Annotated in this window: 13 protein-coding genes and 2 pseudogenes; 6 read left to right on the top strand and 9 right to left on the bottom strand. The window is 70.9% G+C overall.

From position 1 onward, the window contains the following. Window positions 1–42 precede the first annotated feature (42 nt). On the bottom strand, window positions 43–939 hold the full coding sequence (locus SGFS_RS15715) for an AraC family transcriptional regulator (RefSeq protein WP_286250851.1): 897 nt from the start codon (window positions 937–939) through the stop codon (window positions 43–45). A 98-nt stretch (window positions 940–1,037) separates the two neighbouring features. Here SGFS_RS15715 and SGFS_RS15710 point away from each other — a divergent pair, with 98 nt between their 5' ends. Further along, window positions 1,038–1,796, top strand: a complete 759-nt coding sequence (locus SGFS_RS15710) for a nuclear transport factor 2 family protein (RefSeq protein WP_286250848.1) — start codon at window positions 1,038–1,040, stop codon at window positions 1,794–1,796. 13 nt (window positions 1,797–1,809) lie between these two features. Beyond that, complete coding sequence (locus SGFS_RS15705) at window positions 1,810–2,133, top strand: MoaF-related domain-containing protein (RefSeq protein WP_286250846.1); 324 nt, start codon at window positions 1,810–1,812, stop codon at window positions 2,131–2,133. Window positions 2,134–2,253: 120 nt separating this feature from the next. Here the strand turns inward: SGFS_RS15705 and SGFS_RS15700 are convergent, their stop codons facing one another. Further along, window positions 2,254–3,768, bottom strand: coding sequence for an MFS transporter (locus SGFS_RS15700; protein ID WP_286250844.1), 1,515 nt, complete (start codon window positions 3,766–3,768; stop codon window positions 2,254–2,256). Window positions 3,769–3,905: 137 nt separating this feature from the next. Continuing rightward, on the bottom strand, window positions 3,906–5,069 hold the full coding sequence (locus tag SGFS_RS15695; RefSeq protein ID WP_286250843.1) for an oxygenase MpaB family protein: 1,164 nt from the start codon (window positions 5,067–5,069) through the stop codon (window positions 3,906–3,908). Window positions 5,070–5,340: 271 nt separating this feature from the next. Between SGFS_RS15695 and SGFS_RS15690 the strand changes: the two genes are divergently transcribed. Continuing rightward, window positions 5,341–5,964, top strand: coding sequence for a TetR/AcrR family transcriptional regulator (locus tag SGFS_RS15690; RefSeq protein ID WP_286250841.1), 624 nt, complete (start codon window positions 5,341–5,343; stop codon window positions 5,962–5,964). 124 nt (window positions 5,965–6,088) lie between these two features. On the opposite strand, the gene SGFS_RS15685 is transcribed toward SGFS_RS15690, so the two are convergent. Further along, the gene (locus SGFS_RS15685; RefSeq protein WP_286250840.1) at window positions 6,089–6,946 is read right to left on the bottom strand and encodes a PaaX family transcriptional regulator; all 858 of its coding nucleotides are present in this window, start codon (window positions 6,944–6,946) and stop codon (window positions 6,089–6,091) included. 52 nt (window positions 6,947–6,998) lie between these two features. Then, window positions 6,999–8,408 (bottom strand): alpha/beta hydrolase family protein, encoded by a 1,410-nt coding sequence (locus SGFS_RS15680; RefSeq protein ID WP_286250839.1) that lies wholly within the window; start codon window positions 8,406–8,408, stop codon window positions 6,999–7,001. A 310-nt stretch (window positions 8,409–8,718) separates the two neighbouring features. Here SGFS_RS15680 and SGFS_RS15675 point away from each other — a divergent pair, with 310 nt between their 5' ends. Further along, window positions 8,719–9,384: an SDR family NAD(P)-dependent oxidoreductase gene (locus SGFS_RS15675; protein ID WP_286250838.1), complete on the top strand. Its 666-nt coding sequence runs from the start codon at window positions 8,719–8,721 to the stop codon at window positions 9,382–9,384. Window positions 9,385–9,632: 248 nt separating this feature from the next. Beyond that, on the top strand, window positions 9,633–10,442 hold the full coding sequence (locus tag SGFS_RS15670; RefSeq protein WP_286250837.1) for a VOC family protein: 810 nt from the start codon (window positions 9,633–9,635) through the stop codon (window positions 10,440–10,442). A gap of 99 nt (window positions 10,443–10,541) precedes the next feature. On the opposite strand, the gene SGFS_RS15665 is transcribed toward SGFS_RS15670, so the two are convergent. The 3 genes and pseudogenes from SGFS_RS15665 to SGFS_RS15655 form a co-directional block, all read right to left on the bottom strand. After that, window positions 10,542–11,900: a DUF3500 domain-containing protein gene (locus tag SGFS_RS15665; protein WP_286250836.1), complete on the bottom strand. Its 1,359-nt coding sequence runs from the start codon at window positions 11,898–11,900 to the stop codon at window positions 10,542–10,544. Next, window positions 11,897–12,599, bottom strand: a pseudogene (locus tag SGFS_RS15660) (sensor histidine kinase); the annotation flags it as partial. The gene SGFS_RS15665 and the pseudogene SGFS_RS15660, both read right to left, overlap by 4 nt. Further along, a pseudogene (locus SGFS_RS15655) lies at window positions 12,599–12,891 on the bottom strand (response regulator); the annotation flags it as partial. The pseudogenes SGFS_RS15655 and SGFS_RS15660, both read right to left, overlap by 1 nt. A 227-nt stretch (window positions 12,892–13,118) precedes the next feature. Here SGFS_RS15655 and SGFS_RS15650 point away from each other — a divergent pair. Then, entirely contained in the window at window positions 13,119–14,474 is a 1,356-nt protein-coding gene (locus tag SGFS_RS15650) for a phosphatase PAP2 family protein (RefSeq protein WP_286250835.1), read from the top strand. 10 nt (window positions 14,475–14,484) lie between these two features. On the opposite strand, the gene SGFS_RS15645 is transcribed toward SGFS_RS15650, so the two are convergent. Then, window positions 14,485–15,819, bottom strand: a complete 1,335-nt coding sequence (locus SGFS_RS15645; protein ID WP_286250834.1) for an MFS transporter — start codon at window positions 15,817–15,819, stop codon at window positions 14,485–14,487. Between the last annotated feature and the right edge of the window lie 142 nt (window positions 15,820–15,961).

The following is a 15,961-nucleotide window of genomic DNA, read 5'->3' as shown; positions in this document are numbered from 1 at the left end:
CTAATTTGTTGCTCACCAGTGTGCAAATTGGAGGTGAGGGCGTCAGCTCTGCGCCTCCCGGAACGTGCCCGGGGTCTGTCCTGTCGCCCGCGTGAAGAACTTGCTGAAGTTGGTGGGCTCGGTGAAGCCGAGGCGGTGGCTGATCGCGGCGACGGGCAGGTCGGTGTGGGCCAGCAGCCGCTTGGCCTCCAGGGCCACACGGGCGTCGACGAGCTGTTTCGCGGTGTGCCCGGTGGCACGTCGGCAGGCACGGTTGAGGGTCTTGAGGGAGTAGCCGAGGCGGGCGGCGTAGTCGTGGGCCTGGCGTACGACGGCGAAGGAGCGCTCCAGCTCGTGCCGGAAGCGGCGGTACGGCTCCTGCGCGGCCAGGGTCCGTACGCCGCCCTCGGGGGCGGGCAGCCGGGCGATCCGCAGCAGGGTCACGGCCAGCAGTTGGCGCAGGAGTTCCCTGGTGATCTCCGGCTCCCGGTCGGGCGGTCCGGCGTACTCCGCGGCCAGGTCGGCCAGGGTGCGGCGAAACCGGTCGTGGTCTAGGGCGTCGAGCTGCCAGGAGGCCGGGCCGAAGGGGTCGTCGGTCACCCGGGCGGTCGACGGGAGCCGGGGCGGGAAGGCCGGGGTGAACAGGACGATCGTGGCGTCCAGGTCCGCGGGGCCGCCGCCGGGGGCCGTGGGCAGCCGCTGCACCTGCCCGGGGCGGATGTGCAGCAGCGTCCCCGGCCGGCAGGGGTGGTCCACGAAGTCGACCATCCCGGTGCCCTCGCCCCGGTGGACCAGGGTGAGGTGATGGAAGTCCAGCCGGTTCAGCCGTGTGAACTGTGCGCCCGGCAGACGGTCCCTGAGGTCCGCGAACGTGAGGATCTCCAGGCCCAGATCAGGCCGCGTCGGATTGCGATAGTCCCGCTGGACCACCGGAGCTTGTCCCGTTTCCACCATAGGCATGCCCGACTCTACCGTGCGCCCACCGGGGTGGGCGGCGAGAGTGGACTGCGTGCCGGTGAGCAAGGTGTCACCGGAAAAGCGCAGATCGGAGGCGTGCTGTGAGCAGCAAGGAAATCGTCGTCAACGCAGCGGGTGAACTCTTCGGGGCGAAGGACCCGAGCGCGGTGGACCGCTGGGTGGCCGCTGACTACCGTCAGCACAGCAGCCTGGCCGCGGATGGTCCGGAGGCCCTGCGCCAACTGGTGGCGGGGCTGCCGGAGGGCTTCCGCTACGAGGGTGCCCGGGTGATCGCCGACGGTGATCTGGTCGCGCTGCACGGCACTTACCACGGCTTCGGGCCGCATCCGCTGGTGGCGTTCGACCTGTTCCGCGTCGACGCGGACGGCAGGCTGGCCGAGCACTGGGACGCGCTCACCCCGGTCGTCACGGACACCGCCTCCGGCCGCTCGCAGACCGACGGGCCGACCGAGCCGGGCGACCTGGACCGGACCGAGGCCAACCGCGCGCTGGTCACCGAGTTCGCCGAGAAGGTCCTCGTCGGCGCCGACTACTCGGTGCTGACCGACTACATCTCCACCGAGACGTACCACCAGCACAACCCGGAGGCCGCCGACGGCCTGGACGGCTTCGGTGCCGCAGCCGGCAAGTGGGCGGAGCAGGGCAAGAACCTGGTCTACAAGACCGTCCACAAGGTCCTCGCCGAGGGCGATCTCGTGCTGCTGCAGTCCGAGGGCGAGTTCGGCGAGGCGGTCGCCTACTGGGACCTGTTCCGCGTCGCGGACGGCAAGATCGTCGAACACTGGGACGTCATCGCCCCCGTACCGGCCGAACTCCCGCACTCCAACGGCCTGTTCTGAGCGGCGGAGGGCAATGAGCAACCTGACCTACGCGGGGAAGACCTTCCGCTTCACCGTCGACAACGGCGTTGTCTTCCACAACACCTACGCGGCCGACGGCACCACTCTGCACTACGAGACGGTCGCCGGGCCGACGAAGGGCGCGGTCGAGGACGTCGACCTGCACGCCGCCGAGGTCGTCCCCGGTGTCTTCGTCCTCGGCTGGCTGGAGAAGTCCGGCATGACCATCACCCACGCCATGAACCTCAACACCGGGACGGTCCACGCCTTCTGGACCTACGAGACCCCCGACGGCCGGGTGGCCGAACTCCACACCGGCACGCTTGAGGAGATCTGAGCGCGCGGTTGCCCGAGAGACAGGCCGAAACGGCCCGCCGGAGGTGCCCGGCGGGCCGTTTCGGGGATGTCGGGGCCTGGGGGAGGGGGACCCCGACGAGGCCTGGGAAAGCTCACGACCTCACATGTGCACCACGGGTGCCGCGTCCGGGTTGTGGACGGGCGCGCCGCGCCGGTACATGAGGCCGCTGATGATCACGCCGGCGGCGAAGAAGGCGGCCGACCACCAGTACGCGGTGGAGTAGGCCTCAAGTCCGGCACCCGCGAGAACGGCGGGGTCCTTGGGGTTCTTGCCGACGAGATAGTCGGCGGCGGCGCTGGTGGAGAGGGTGTTGAGCAGCGCGGTGCCGAGGGAGCCGCCGACCTGCTGCATGGTGTTGACGGCCGCCGAGGCGACGCCCGCGTCCTCGGTGCGCACCCCGTCCGTGGCCAGGCTCATGGCGGGCGCCATGATCAGACCGAAGCCGAGTCCCGCCAGGACCAGTGGCGGCATGATGTCCGTCGCGTACGAGCTGTTCAGGTCGAGGGCGGTCAGCCAGACCATCGCGGCGGCGGCCATGCCCATGCCCAGCGGCACCACCGGCTTGGGGCCCATGCGCGGGATGACCACGGTGGAGGCGAGCGTCGAGGTGAGCATCAGCCCGCCGATCATGGGCAGGAAGGCCAGCCCGGTCTCGATGGGCGTGTAGCCGAGGCTCTGCTGCAGGTAGTAGGTGAGGAAGAGGAACACCCCGAACATGCCCGCGCCGATGATCAGGACGGAGACGAACGAGGCTCCCCGGTTGCGGTCGAGCAGCACACGCAGCGGAAGCAGCGGGTGCGGGGAGCGGGTCTGCCACCAGGTGAACGTGGTGAGAAGGGCGGCTCCGGCGACGAGGAAACCCCAGGTGGCGGGCGAACTCCAGTCGTGGCTCTCGGCGTTGGAGAACCCGTAGACCAGGCAGAACAGACCGGCGGAGACCAGGACGGCACCCGGGACGTCGATCTTGGCGGACTTGTCGCGGCTCGCACGGCCGAGCAGGATCGCCCCGCCGACGAAGGCCATCGCGGCGAAGACCAGGTTGACGTACAGGGTCCAGCGCCAGTCGAGGTGCTCGGTCAGCACACCGCCGAGCAGCAGGCCGACGGCACCGCCCGCGCCGGCGATGGCGCCGTACACGCCGAAGGCCTTGCCGCGCTCCCTGGGATCGGTGAACGTCGTGGTCAGCAGCGACAGGGCGGCCGGGGCGAGCAGCGCGCCGAACACACCCTGCCCGGCGCGGGCGGCGACGAGCATCTCGAAGCTGCCGGCCGCGCCGCCGAGGGCGGAGGCGCCGGCGAAGCCGACCAGGCCGACGAGGAAGGTCGTCTTGCGGCCGAACAGGTCGGCTATACGGCCGCCGAGCAGGAGCAGGCTGCCGAAGGCGAGCGCGTAGGCGGTGACGATCCACTGCCGGTCGCCGTCGGAGAAGCCCAGGTCCTGCTGGGCCGACGGCAGCGCGATGTTCACGATCGTCGCGTCCAGCACCACCATCAGCTGGGCCACACCGATCACGGCGAGGATCCACCAGCGATGGCGGTGCGGTGGGTCGGCGGCCGGGGCGGGGGGCTGGGCGTCCGTGTCGGGCAGGTCGACGGAGGCTGAGGTTCGGGGCATGACGAATCTCCAGTAAAGGTGATGAGGGGTGAAGACGAGGTTCGGTGCCGGGGGCGGGACGGCTGCGTCGATGGAGCTCGTCACGTGATGGTTCGGCCGCGCGGACGTGGGGGGGGCGGGGCGGGGCGGGGGACGGATCAGGCTGCCGGTACGCCCGGGCGATCCGCTCCCGCCCACGGCCGGCCGGTGAAGCCGCCGGGGAGAACGGCGGCGATCAGCTCGGGCCCGGGCCCGTCGAGTGCCCGGCGGCGGGCCTCCCCGGCCGAGGCGGGCGAGAACGTCTGCCAGTAACGGGACTGGCGGTTGAGCTTGCTGATCAGCGGCAGCAGGTGGTGTGCGGCGGGGACCGGGACGCCCAGCCGCTCCGCCTGCTCCTCCCCGATGGACCGCCGGAGCACGCTGTGGACGAGGTCGCGCAGCTGCTCCTCGGACAGCACGGCACCCGGCGCACCGGCCATCGCGCGGGCCTGTGCCTCGACCATGGCCGCGGTCAGGGCCCGGGAGTTCTCGTCGGGGGCGGCCGTGGTGGAGTCCAGGAAGTCCCGCAGACGGGCGGCGTCGGCATGGTCGACGACGTCCTTGCAGTAGTTCTCGTCCAGGCCCAGCAGATGGCCGACGTACGACCAGTAGCGGTAGAGCTGGAACTGCTCCTCGGCGTCGAGTTCGATACCGACGGCGGCCAGCGCCCGGAACGGGACGTAGGTGAGGCCCAGCCACATCCGGGCGAGGTCGGTCTGGCCGATCGGCAGCCCCCACTCGGAGGTGTCCCAGCCGCCTTCGAGCGCGGTGATCCGTATCCGGGCGTGGAGCAGCCGCCGCTGAACGGCCGCCACATAGCCGGGGGCCCCGCGCAGCAGCCCTCCCGGGCGCATGGTCTGCCGTACCCACACCGCGCTCTCCACGAGCCGGCGTGACGCCATGGCCGTGGGCTCGCCCGTCCGGGCCAGCAGCCGGGCGACGGCCGGGGACGCGTAGCTGTGCGCGAGCGCGCTGGTGAGCGAGCAGAGCCCGAACCACATGGGCGGTACGGACAGGCTCACCACATCGCCCCGGTGCGGCATCAGCGGGTCGGCCCACGCCGGGGCGGTCTCCGACTGCTCCAGCAGTAGGGCGATCGCCTCGGGGGGCTGCTCGTCCAGGCTCGCCAGGCCGTGCCGGAGCCCGGCGTCGAGGGCTCGCCGGGCCGGGCCGCCGAGGGCGTCCAGCTCGGCGACGACGGCGTCGGCGAGGGGGTCCCCGGCGGTGAGCATCAGGTTGATCACGCGCCCGGGGGTCGTGGGGGGTGGCTGGTGTGCGGTCATGGGGCTCTCCATGCGAGAGAAACGCTCTGACACCTGTCAGATTAGCTGTAATCTGACAGGTGTCAAGTAAGGTGCTCGTGGGCTCCTGACCGGTGTTCACGTCCTTAGACTGTGTGCGGGGAGTCATCGACCAAGCCGTTGACCTGGCCATTGACCGGGCCATCGACTGACCGGGCCATCGACAGGGCCATTGACCGAGACGGAGGCAAGGGTGGGAGCACAAGCCGAGTCCGCTCGACGACCGGGGCGACCCGGCGCGGACACTCCCGCGGTGCCCGAGGAGGACGTCGTCCTGCTGCGTGGCCTGGACGCCTTCGCGGAGCTGGGCTACGACCGGGCCTCCGCCCGCGAACTGGCCCGCCGCCTGGGCGTCAGCCACAACTTCATCAACGACCGCTACGGCTCCAAGGCTGCCTTCTGGCGCGCGGTCGTCGACGCCGCCATGGGGGCGCAGCTGGCGCTGATGCCGCCGGTGGACCCCACGGCCGACGACGCCGAGCAGGTACGGCAGTTCATCTCCGGGCTCTACCGGACCTCCGTGGTGACGCCCCAGCTCGGCCGGATCTTCGTCGACGAGTTCGGCCGGGACACCGAGCGGCTGGACTATGTGTACGAGCGCTACATCGCCCCGGTCCTGAAGGGCGTGATGGCCAGCATCGAGCGGCTCGTCGCCACCGGACGCATGGCGTCCGTCCCGCTCGACGTGCTGTTCTTCGCCATCATGGGCCCCATCAGCGGCATGGTCGAGGTACCCCTGGCGCGACGCCTCGGCCGGTCCGACGACGCCTCACCGGAACAACTCTCGGACACGGCCGAGGCGTTGGCGACGCTCGTGATCAACGGGCTCCTGGCGACGGGGCGGGGGGCAGGGAACGGGCGTGCGTCTGCTGGGTGAGCTGCGGGGGGAAGCGCGGGCCGGCGCCATGGACGAGGCGGCCGGGTGACACCCGCTAGGGAGTGTTTCGACAGTCCCGTCTGCCCCGCCCTCCGGGCGGACGACGCCACTTTCGAAACACGCCCTAGCGGGACGGAATGGTCTCCAGCAGCCCGTGGGCCATGCGCCGCGCGGGCTCCGTGGTCTGTTCGGCGATGCGTCGGAAGGTTTCCTGGGCCGGGCCCGCGGGCCAGCGGGCGGGGAGGTGGCGGGTGGGCAGTCTCGGGTCCGTGCGGATGGTCCAGAGCCACTCGCTGACCAGCCGTAGCCGCGTCCCGATCGGATCGTCACCGGGCCCGCCGTCGAGCCGTGCCGTCCACCGCTTGTCGAAGGTGACGTAACGGGCCGCGATGCTCTCCAGGTCCCAGGTGTCCCGGATCATCAGCTCGATGTCGGTGGCGACGTCGGCCCGTGCGTGGAAGATCTTGACGTGGTCGGCGAGCCCCAGCTCGGAGACGACGCCGGAGATGTCGACGCTGCCCGGGGCGATCCACAGTCCGCTGTAGAGGGCGCCGAAGCCGGACCAGGTCAGCCGGGAGCGCAGGTCGTGGCGCTGGCGCTTCCAGGAGTCCGGCAGGGAGAAGCCCAGCAGGGTCCAGGAACCGTCCCAGTCGTCGTTGACCGCGCCCTGCTTCCAGATGCGCGTACGGCCGTCGTGCAGCACGCGCAGTGCCTGCGGCGTCAGTCCGAAGTACATACGGCGACCGTCGCGTTGCCGCCGCAGCAGCCCCCGGTTGACCATCCGCGTCAGCGTGGAACGTACGGCCTGCTCACCCACCCCCACACGGCCGAGCACATCGATGATGCTGCCCGAGTAGACACACATGCCGTCGTCGTTCTCCTCCAGCACGTGGTTGCCGAAGAAGGCGAGCATGAGGGACTGGGGGCGCGGCTGTGGGCCGTCCGAGGTGTCCGGAGCGTCCAGGATGTCGTCGTTCTCCACGGTGGCAAGGGTACGGCCGCCCACCGACAGCGAGGCGGGCGGCCGTACCGTGTCACTGCCCGTCTGCGGGGTGGGCGAGGTCGTACGGCCGCAGATACGGCGTCGGGCGGTACGCGACATAGCGGGCCGGGGTCGTGGAATCGGCCGCCGCCGCACGGGAGTTGAGGGACTCCGCGTCGGTGCCGTGCCACTTGCCGGTGCTGATGCGGTCCTCCAGGGTGTGCAGGGCGGCGACCTGTTCGGCGGGGCTGAAGGTGCAGTGCCCGGCGTTGTCGACGTTCGCCTGCCGCAGGAGAGAGGCCGAACCGGCGGCGGTGACCGCCCGGCGCAGGGCGCTCTCCGTCTGCACGGGGACGAGCGCGTCACCGATGGTGTGGATGGAGAACTGCGGCTTCGTCAGCTCGCCGGTGAAGGAGCTGGTGCGGCTCATCCACGCGACGGCGTCCGGGTCGGCGCTGACGCGCGGGGCGCGGTCGAGGGCGGCGAGATCCGCCTTCAGGGACAGCCCGGCCTTCTTGTACAGCTCCTTGACCTCCTTGCGGACCGAGGACCGGCCGAGCAGCTTCGCGTAGTCGACGCCGGTGTTCCAGGACATGTTGCCGCCCGCGCGGACCTCGGCCTCCTGTCGCCGGCTGAACGCGGCGATCTTCAGCAGGCCCTTCACGGCGTCGTACTGGTTGGCCTGCTGCGCGTCCCAGTCGTCGGCGGCGGGCCGTGCTTGCGTCGTCTGGTTCCAGACGGGGATGTTGTGCAGGGCGGCGGCCAGCGCGATCCGGGCCCGCCCCTCGGCCGTCGTCTGCGCCGAGTCGACCACGGCCGTCATGGCGTCCGCCGCGCCGGTGGCGGCGGCCTGATCCTTCAGACCGGTCAGCGGGACGTCGGAGTCGGGTGCGAGGAGCGTCTTGATGGCGAAGACCGGGTCGAGCGTGTTGTTCCAGTTGGCGACACCGCCGTGGACCAGCCCGCACATCGACAGCGAACCGTCGATCCGGTCCGCGTGCCGCTCGGCGATGGCCGTGGTGACCAACCCGCCGTACGACCTGCCCCACGCGATGGTGCGGCGGGCCGCCCCGAAGCGGTCGTTGAACGCGGCGAGCGTCGCGAGCTGATCCGGCACGGCGTCCGTCACCGCCCAGCCGGTGGTGGCGTAGGAGGAGCCGATGAGCGCGTAGCCCTGCTCCAGCAGAAGGGCCTTCGTGGTGGCGTCCGGCCCGTTCTGGGCGGGGTTGGGCGAGCCGGCCTGGGTGTAGCCGTGGCTGAAGAGCAGGACGGTGCCGTTCCAGGCGGCGGGCACGTCCATCATGTACGTCGCGCCCGAGGGGAGTTGGCCCTCGACGTGGCTCGCGGTGTCGGCGGCCACGGCCGTCGAGGCGGGCAGGGCGGTGACGGCGAGCAGAAGGGCCGCCGCGCAGGCGCTACGACGAGCGGTCGTGCGGCGAGCGGGGCGGGTGCGGGGCATCATGCGGGGACCTCTTCCGTGTGGGGGAGCGGTGGGGAACGGTGGGGGCGGTGCCGTGGGGACGGGGAGGGACATGATGAAGTTAGGCGTCTCGATAGCCGTCGTCAATAAAGTGCCCAACATTGACAGGTGGGGGACAGGTACGGGACTCCTCGCGTGCCCGATGAGGCGAGCGTCGGCACGGCGGTCCACGGCGACAGGCCCGCGGCTCAACCTCGCTGAGGCCCGCCGCGCGGCAATGCCCGTTCTCGTAACGCGGTTGATCCATCCTCAGGGGCGACACCTGCGCCCGACCGCCCCGAAGGGAAACACCATGACCACCATCGTCGTCATCGGAGCCGGCCCCGGCCTCGGAGCCGCCGTCGCCCGCCGCTTCGGCCGCGAGGGCTTCGACGTGGCGCTCGTCGCCCGCGACCCGGAGCGGACGAACGCCCTCGCCGCAGACCTCGCCCGCGAGGGCATCACCGCACGCGGCTTCGCCGCCGACGTACGCGACCGGAACTCCCTGGCAGCCGCCCTCGACGCGGCACACGCGACGCTCGGCACGATCGAGGTCCTGCAGTACAGCCCGGTGCCGCACGCGGACTTCATGCGACCGGTCCTCGAGACCACGGCGGACGACCTCGTCGGCCCGCTCGAGTTCTCCGTCCACGGCCCCGTCACCGCCGTCCGGCAGGTCCTGCCCGACATGCGCGAACTCGGCCGCGGCACGATCCTCCTGGTCAACGGCGGCACCGCCGTGGTCCCGCACCCGGACCGGGCGGGAACATCCATCGCCTTCGCCGCCGAGAGCGCGTACGGCCGCCTGCTGCACGACACGCTGGCGGGCGAGGGCATCCATGTGGCCCAACTGATCATCCCCGGCGCGATCGTCCCCGGCCACCCCCGCAAGGACCCGGCGGTCCTGGCGGACACCTTGTGGACGATTCACCGCGACCGCCACGAATTCCGCCACTTCGCGGACGACTTGGAACCCTGAGCACCCCGAAGGGGCGCGGGGAACGGCGCGAACTGCCATGACGATCCCGCGCCCGCCGGCGAACCGGTCCACCCGAGCTCTCCCGCGCGCGAGGCGGGGGCGAAGGGGCGGCAGCCCCTGGGGGATGGGACGGGTAGGGGCGGCGGGGGTGGAAAACCCCGCCGGACCACCGTGACCGCGGCCGACGCGCGATTGTCGGTACCCGATGTCAGGCTGAGGTCACACCCGACCTGCGAAAGGGAACCGCCGTGATCACCACCGACGCCACTCCCGGCACCCCCTGCTGGCTCGACCTCGGCGCCCCCGATGTCCAGGCCGCCGCGGCCTTCTACGGCGCGGTGCTCGGCTGGGAGTACGAACCGATGGACGTGGGGGAGGACGAGGCGCAGGACATGGAGGGCGGGGCGTTCCGGAAGGACGGCAAGACCGTCGCCGGGCTCGGCAAACTCACCGAGGAGGGCGCGCGCTCGGCCTGGATGATCTACTTCGGCGTCACCGACGCGGACGCCACGACCCAGGCCGTGGAGCGCGCGGGCGGCACGGTACGGGTGGCGCCGAGGGACCTCGGCGACTGGGGCCGGATGGCGCAGTACAGCGACCCGCTGGGCGGCCAGTTCGCCGTCTGGCAGCCCGGGAAGAACCCGGGCTTCGAGCTGGTGGACAAGCCGGGCTCGCTGTCCTGGACCGAGCTGTACACGAGCGACGCCGCGGCCGCCAAGGAGTTCTACGGCGATGTCCTCGGCTGGCGGTTCAGCGACATGGCGCTGCCGGGCGGCGGGGGCACGTACAGCCTCATCACCCCGGCCGACCTCCCCGAGGAGCGCATGCAGGGCGGCCTCATGCAGCTCCGCGAGCAGGACCTCGCCCTGACGAACGGACGGCCGTACTGGCACCCGGTCTTCGCCGTCGCCGACTGCGACGCGGCCGTCGCCAAGGTCACCGAGAACGGCGGCAGCGTACAGATGGGACCGGAGGACGCGGAGGGCGTCGGCCGACTGGCCGTCTGCGTCGACCCGTCGAAGGCGGACTTCGTGGTGCTCACCCCGGCCCAGAGCTGAACCCGCGGCAAGCGGCCGTGGACCCGGTCGGCGAAGGCGTCGCCGTACGCCACCGTGCCAACGGCCCTCTCCCGTCCAGGGACCCCACCTGTGACCGGCTCATCGGTGATGCGGCGAGGTCAGATAGTGCTGCCTGATGAGCTCCTTTCCGTAGTCGTTGCCGTTGGGGGTGCGGATGACGGAGTGGACGTGCTTCTGGGTGGGTGAGCCGCCCTGGCTCGCCCCGTACGCGCCCGCGAGCGGCCCCGGGGACGGACAGTCGACCTCGACCCAGACGACGGGGCTGTGCACACGCACGTAGAAGGCGTCCTCGTCCCCGGTGCCACCGGCCCAGGTGACGTACGTGTCGGCGATGTGCTTGCGGACCTCCGCCATGCGCACCTCGGCCGCGTCCGCCTTCGCCCGGCCGACGAACGCCTGGACGATGCCGAGGAGCTTCTTCTTCTGGGCGGCGGTGAGGGCGTTGCCGCGCAGCCCCTCGTACGCCTGGACCGTGTTGTCGGAGAACGCGCCCGCCTTCATCGACTCGTTCGACTCGTTCGACTCGTTCGACTTGGTCGAGGAGGCGATGGCGACCTGCTGCTGTGCCTCGGTGAGGGAGTTGATGAAGGCGAGGCTCGCGACGACCTCTTCGTGGCAGACCGTGACCGTCTCGCCGTCGATCTCCATGGAGGTCGGCTCGGACCCCCAGAAGCAGGGGCTCATGACGACCTGGTCGCCGAGGACGAAGTAGTTGACGACCAGGTGGTGGCCGTCGAACTGGAAGCCCCAGGGCTCGTCGGCCGAGGGCGTGCCCATCACGGTCCAGTAGAAGGCGTCCTCGTTGAAGGCGCCGGTGTTGTCGATCGCCTCGCCGGCTGCCTGGTTGATCCGGCGGATCTTCTCGGTGGTCTCCAGGCCGTCGGCGCTCAGTGCGGCCTTCAGCAGGGCCGTGCCGAGGGCCTTCTGGTCGTCGCTCAGGTCGGCGAGGGAGACGCCCTGGCGGTCGTAGGAGTCGATGTTGCTCCACAGCCGCCACTCGGTGGAGTGCACGGTGAACTGCGTCGAGGTCCGCTGGGCGTCGGTGAGTCCGGCGAGGAAGGCCTTCGCGGCGGTGCTGACGGGTGCGGTGGAGACACCGGTGGAGTGGATCGTGAACAGGTCGTCGACGCGCTTGCCGTCGGTGGTGAGGTCGAAGAAGTCCTCGGTGATCGACTGGTTTCCGGGGCCGCCGGTGCCGCCGCCCGGGCCGCCACTGGGGGCTCCGCTGGGGGCGGGGCTCGCCGTCGCGTCGGCCGTGCCCGTGGTGTCGTCGGCCGTCGCCGCCCAGGCGCCCGCGCCGCCCATGGTCACGACGGCCGTGGCGCCACTGGCGAAGAAGACCTTGCGCATGAAGTCGCGGCGGTTCGCGTGAGCACGGAGGCTCCTCGCGGTCTGTGGCTCCCGGGCCGCCGGTTCCCCGCCGTCGAGCTCGGTCATCGTCGCTGGCTCCCTTCGTCATGGGGCCGTCCGGAGCGGACGGCCGCAGGACCACCACAGTGGGGGAGCCAACTGAGGCCGAACTGAACCGGAGGCGATACGTCCGCCGAGATCGGCGCGCGGACGCGCCCTCGGAGCGGGTCTGACCTGTGTCTCTGTGGAGCTGCTGAGAGTTCGTGGACAGCGGTGTCGATCGGTTCAGCGGGGCCGGTCGACGACGGGAAGCGTGACCGTGAACTCCGTGCGCCCCGGCTCGCTCTCGACGTCGATGCGGCCGCCGTGCGCCTCGGTGATGGCCGCGGCGATGGCCAGGCCCAGGCCGGCGCCGCCCTCCGCGCCGGGGGCGCGGGAGCGGGAGGCGTCGGTGCGGGTGAAGCGTTCGAAGACCGAGGGGAGGAGGACCGGGGGGATGCCGGGCCCGTTGTCGCGGACCCTGATGACGCCATGGGTGTCCGTGGCCTCCACGACGACGGTGATCTTCGTGCCCTTGGGGGTGTGGACCCGCGCGTTGGCCAGGAGGTTGGCCACCACCTGGTGGAGCCGGGACGCCTCGCCGACGACCGAGGCGGGGATGTCGAGGCGCAGTGCGAGCTGCCAGTCGTGGTCGCCGCCCGCGGCCTGCGCGTCCCACACGGCCTCGGCGACCAGTGTCGCCAGGTTGACCTCGGCGGACCGCGACGGCCGCCCCTCGCCGAGTCGCGGTGTTCCAGCGCGTCCCGGGCGGTGAGCATCAGTACGGGCAGCCGCGCGTTCTCGCGTCTGAGCCGGCGCAGTACCTGCACCCCGTCCACATCGGGCAGCATCCCGTCGAGTACGACGATGTGCGGGGCGCAGCCACGCGCGAGCCTCAGGGCGCTGGCCCGTCCGGCGCCGCGAAGGGCCGCCATCCCGCTTCGGTGACGGCCGCGGACAACAACTCGGTGAGCTCGGGCTCGTCATCGACGATCAGCACACGAACCGTGCCCTGCCGGCCCGCAGAGGTACCAGTCATGTCCTGATCTTCGCTCCGGGGGCTGTGCGGAGGCTGTGCGGGAGCTGAGCCGTGGAAGGTCGCAATAGGCCATGGAACCAGGCGCGGGCGCAGGCACTCCTACTTGATGCCGGTGCGCGGCCCCGCCGGCGCCGTCGAAACCCACTTGCACCGCTCCGATAACATGACCGATCGAACTCATGACTTGACCGACAACTGACAAATCGGCCTGACGACAATTGATATCCATGGCATCGCGGGTGTTTTCGCGAATAAAAGGCAGACCGGCGTTCGCCCTATGGCGTCAGCCACGGGCGATCCTGTGGACCACGGGGGGTGTGGCGGGCCTCGGATTCCTCATCGCGCTGGAGATTTCCGCGCGCCGCTACGGCCTGCCTGGGCCGATCACCAACCAGGTGCAAGAGCTGATATTTCCCCCCGCGTCGGGGCCGCTGTTGTATGCCGGAATGGCGTTGATGATGGTGGTGCTCTCCTGGCGGGAGCGGTTCATCGCCGCCGGTGTCGCGATCGCCGTCGACATCCCCTTCTTTCTGGCGCGATGGGCTCTCGACGCCAAGATGACCTTCGGCAACGGCGCGTTGTGGGTCATGCTGGGCTACGCGGTCATCGCCCTCACGCGCCGCACCGGCCCGGAACGTGTCCTGCTGCTGAAGGGCGTCGGGCTGGGCCTGCTGCTGGTGGCCGGCCGCAAGACCGGTGACACCTGGCTGCTGATCACGGCGAAGACCCGCCCGGCGGTGCTCGACCCGTACATGGCGACCGCCGATCACGCGCTGGGCAACCCGTCGTGGCTGATGGGCCGGCTGGTCAGGGCCACGGGCCCGTTCGGCGAACTTCTCCTCGACCTCGTCTACGGGCAACTCGCGGTGGCCGCGGTCGCCGTCGCGCTCTACCAGCTGCGTACCGTGGCGGTCGAGCGCCGCTTCCCGAGCCACCATCTGGTCCGCACTTTTCTGGTCATCGGCCTCCTCGGGCCGGGCATCTACATGATCTACCCGGTGGTCGGACCGATCCTCGCCTACGGCACCGGCGCGTTCGGCACCGGCGGCGAGCAGTGGGCCGCGGCTCTCCTGTGGCCGGACGCGCCGCTACCGGTCACCACCCCGCACCCGATGTCGTTCGACGACATCACCCCGCGCAACTGCATGCCCAGTCTGCACACGGCGTGGGCCACCGCGATCTTCATCCATTCCCGCAACGGCCCACGGGCTCTGCGATTCGCGGGCACGTTCTGGCTGATCGCCACGCTCACCGCGACGCTGGGATTCGGCTACCACTACGGTGTGGACCTCATCGCCGGCGTGGTGTTCGCCGTCACGATCGAGGCGGCGCTGCGCTCGCTCCAGCGTGGCTGGGACCGGTCGGGAATCCAGCTGGTCGCCTATGGCACAGCGGTCTTCGCCGCGCTCCTGACGTCCTATCGCTATCTGCCGGTGGAGATGGCCGAACACCCGTGGATGTTCGGACCACTTCTCCTTCTGGCGATGGCCTCGGTGGTCTACGGCTACATACGGACCACCAGACTCTGGGACCCGAAGGCCGCACCGCTACGGCAACTGGAACCACGACCCGAATTGGTTTGACCGAGCTGCGTCACACGCTGAAGTCCTTGTCGCGGGTCTCGGGCAGGGCCAGGACACAGCCCAGGCTGACCAGGCACAGCACGCCGGCGTAGAGGCCGAGGACGAACGGCGACTGCCAGTGCGAGGTCAGCCAGGTGGCGACCAGCGGGGCGAAGCCACCGCCGAGGGTGACGGCGAGGATGAAGGTCGCCGAGGCTCCGGTGTAGCGCAGCCGGGCCGGGAACAGCTCCGGCAGGAACGCGGCCATGGGCGCGAACATCATGACGAACAGCACGAGCCCGATGGTGAAGGCCCCGGTGATCAGTATGGCGTTGCCGGTCTGCAGGGAGCCGAACATGGGCAGGGCCCACAGGGCGCACCCCGCCGCGCCGGCCAGCATCACCGGGCGTCTGCCGACCCGGTCGGCCATGATCGCCACCGGCACGGTGACGGCCGCGTCGGCCGCGGCGGCGATGCTCGCGGCGGTCAGCATCGTGGGCTGCGGGATGCCGAGGGCAGTCGGCCCGTAGGAGAGGCTGTAGACGGTCGTCAGGTAGTAGATCGCGGAACCGCCGATCGCCGCGCCCGTGCCGAGGAGCAGCTTGCCGGGGTACTCCCTGATCAGGACGCCGAGCGGGAAGCGGGCGGGGTCGCCGGTGGACCGCTCGTCGAACACGGGGGACTCGGCGACCCGGGACCGGACCCAGAGGCCGACGGCGATCAGGGCGGTGCTCAGCAGGAACGGGACACGCCAGGCCCATTCGGCGAAGCCGTCCTTGCCCACGATCGCCAGCGTCGGCAGGATCACGGCGCTGGACAGCAGGAAGCCGAGTGCCGGGCCGGCCTGCGGGATCGACGCGTACAACGCGCGGCGGCCGGGAGGCGCGTGCTCCGCGGCCAGCAGCACGGCTCCGCCCCACTCACCGCCCATGCTCACGCCCTGCAGCAGGCGCAGGACGATCAGGAGCACGGGGGCGACGAGGCCCGCGGTCTCGTAGGTGGGCAGCAGTCCGACGCCGACCGTGGACAGGCCCATCAGGACCAGGGAGAGGAAGAGGGCACGCTTGCGGCCGAGCCGGTCGCCGATGCTCCCGAACACCACCACGCCGACCGGTCGGGCCACGAACGCGGCGGCGACGGTGAGGAAGGCGGCCAGCGTGGACAGCGTGGCGTTGCCGGAGGGGAAGAAGGCCGGGCCGAGGACGAGGGCGGCGGCCGTACCGTACACGGCGAAGTCGTAGTACTCGATGATCGTGCCGACGAGGCTCGCGACGGCGACCCGCGACGCGGAGGATTTCCGTGCGGCGGCGGGCGTGCTCGTCGCGGTGGCGCCGACCCGTTCGGTATCGCTGGTGATCTCGGACATGGAGCGGCTCGCTTCCGGCCAGGCCCGGATGCTCAGTGATCCAGGACACACGGTAGGAGGACTGAGCGGGGACTGTAGTGCTCCGGTCACCGGCGGAAGTCTCCATGTGCCGCCCTGCGGCACGCGTCCTTCCCGCGTCACC

This window comes from Streptomyces graminofaciens (assembly GCF_030294945.1).
Lineage (GTDB): Bacteria > Actinomycetota > Actinomycetes > Streptomycetales > Streptomycetaceae > Streptomyces > Streptomyces graminofaciens.
Note: the sequence above shows the minus strand (reverse complement) of the source record. Positions and strands in the feature narration are given on the sequence as shown.

Bases quoted from the DNA above. Each gene is read 5' to 3' on its own strand.
- SGFS_RS15680 (WP_286250839.1), bottom strand. From the start codon at position 8,408: ATGATGCCCCGCACCCGCCCCGCTCGCCGCACGACCGCTCGTCGTAGC.
- SGFS_RS15645 (WP_286250834.1), bottom strand. From the start codon at position 15,819: ATGTCCGAGATCACCAGCGATACCGAACGGGTCGGCGCCACCGCGACG.
- SGFS_RS15650 (WP_286250835.1), top strand. From the start codon at position 13,119: ATGGCATCGCGGGTGTTTTCGCGAATAAAAGGCAGACCGGCGTTCGCC.
- SGFS_RS15705 (WP_286250846.1), top strand. From the start codon at position 1,810: ATGAGCAACCTGACCTACGCGGGGAAGACCTTCCGCTTCACCGTCGAC.
- SGFS_RS15700 (WP_286250844.1), bottom strand. From the start codon at position 3,768: ATGCCCCGAACCTCAGCCTCCGTCGACCTGCCCGACACGGACGCCCAG.
- SGFS_RS15695 (WP_286250843.1), bottom strand. From the start codon at position 5,069: ATGACCGCACACCAGCCACCCCCCACGACCCCCGGGCGCGTGATCAAC.
- SGFS_RS15675 (WP_286250838.1), top strand. From the start codon at position 8,719: ATGACCACCATCGTCGTCATCGGAGCCGGCCCCGGCCTCGGAGCCGCC.
- SGFS_RS15715 (WP_286250851.1), bottom strand. From the start codon at position 939: ATGCCTATGGTGGAAACGGGACAAGCTCCGGTGGTCCAGCGGGACTAT.
- SGFS_RS15665 (WP_286250836.1), bottom strand. From the start codon at position 11,900: ATGACCGAGCTCGACGGCGGGGAACCGGCGGCCCGGGAGCCACAGACC.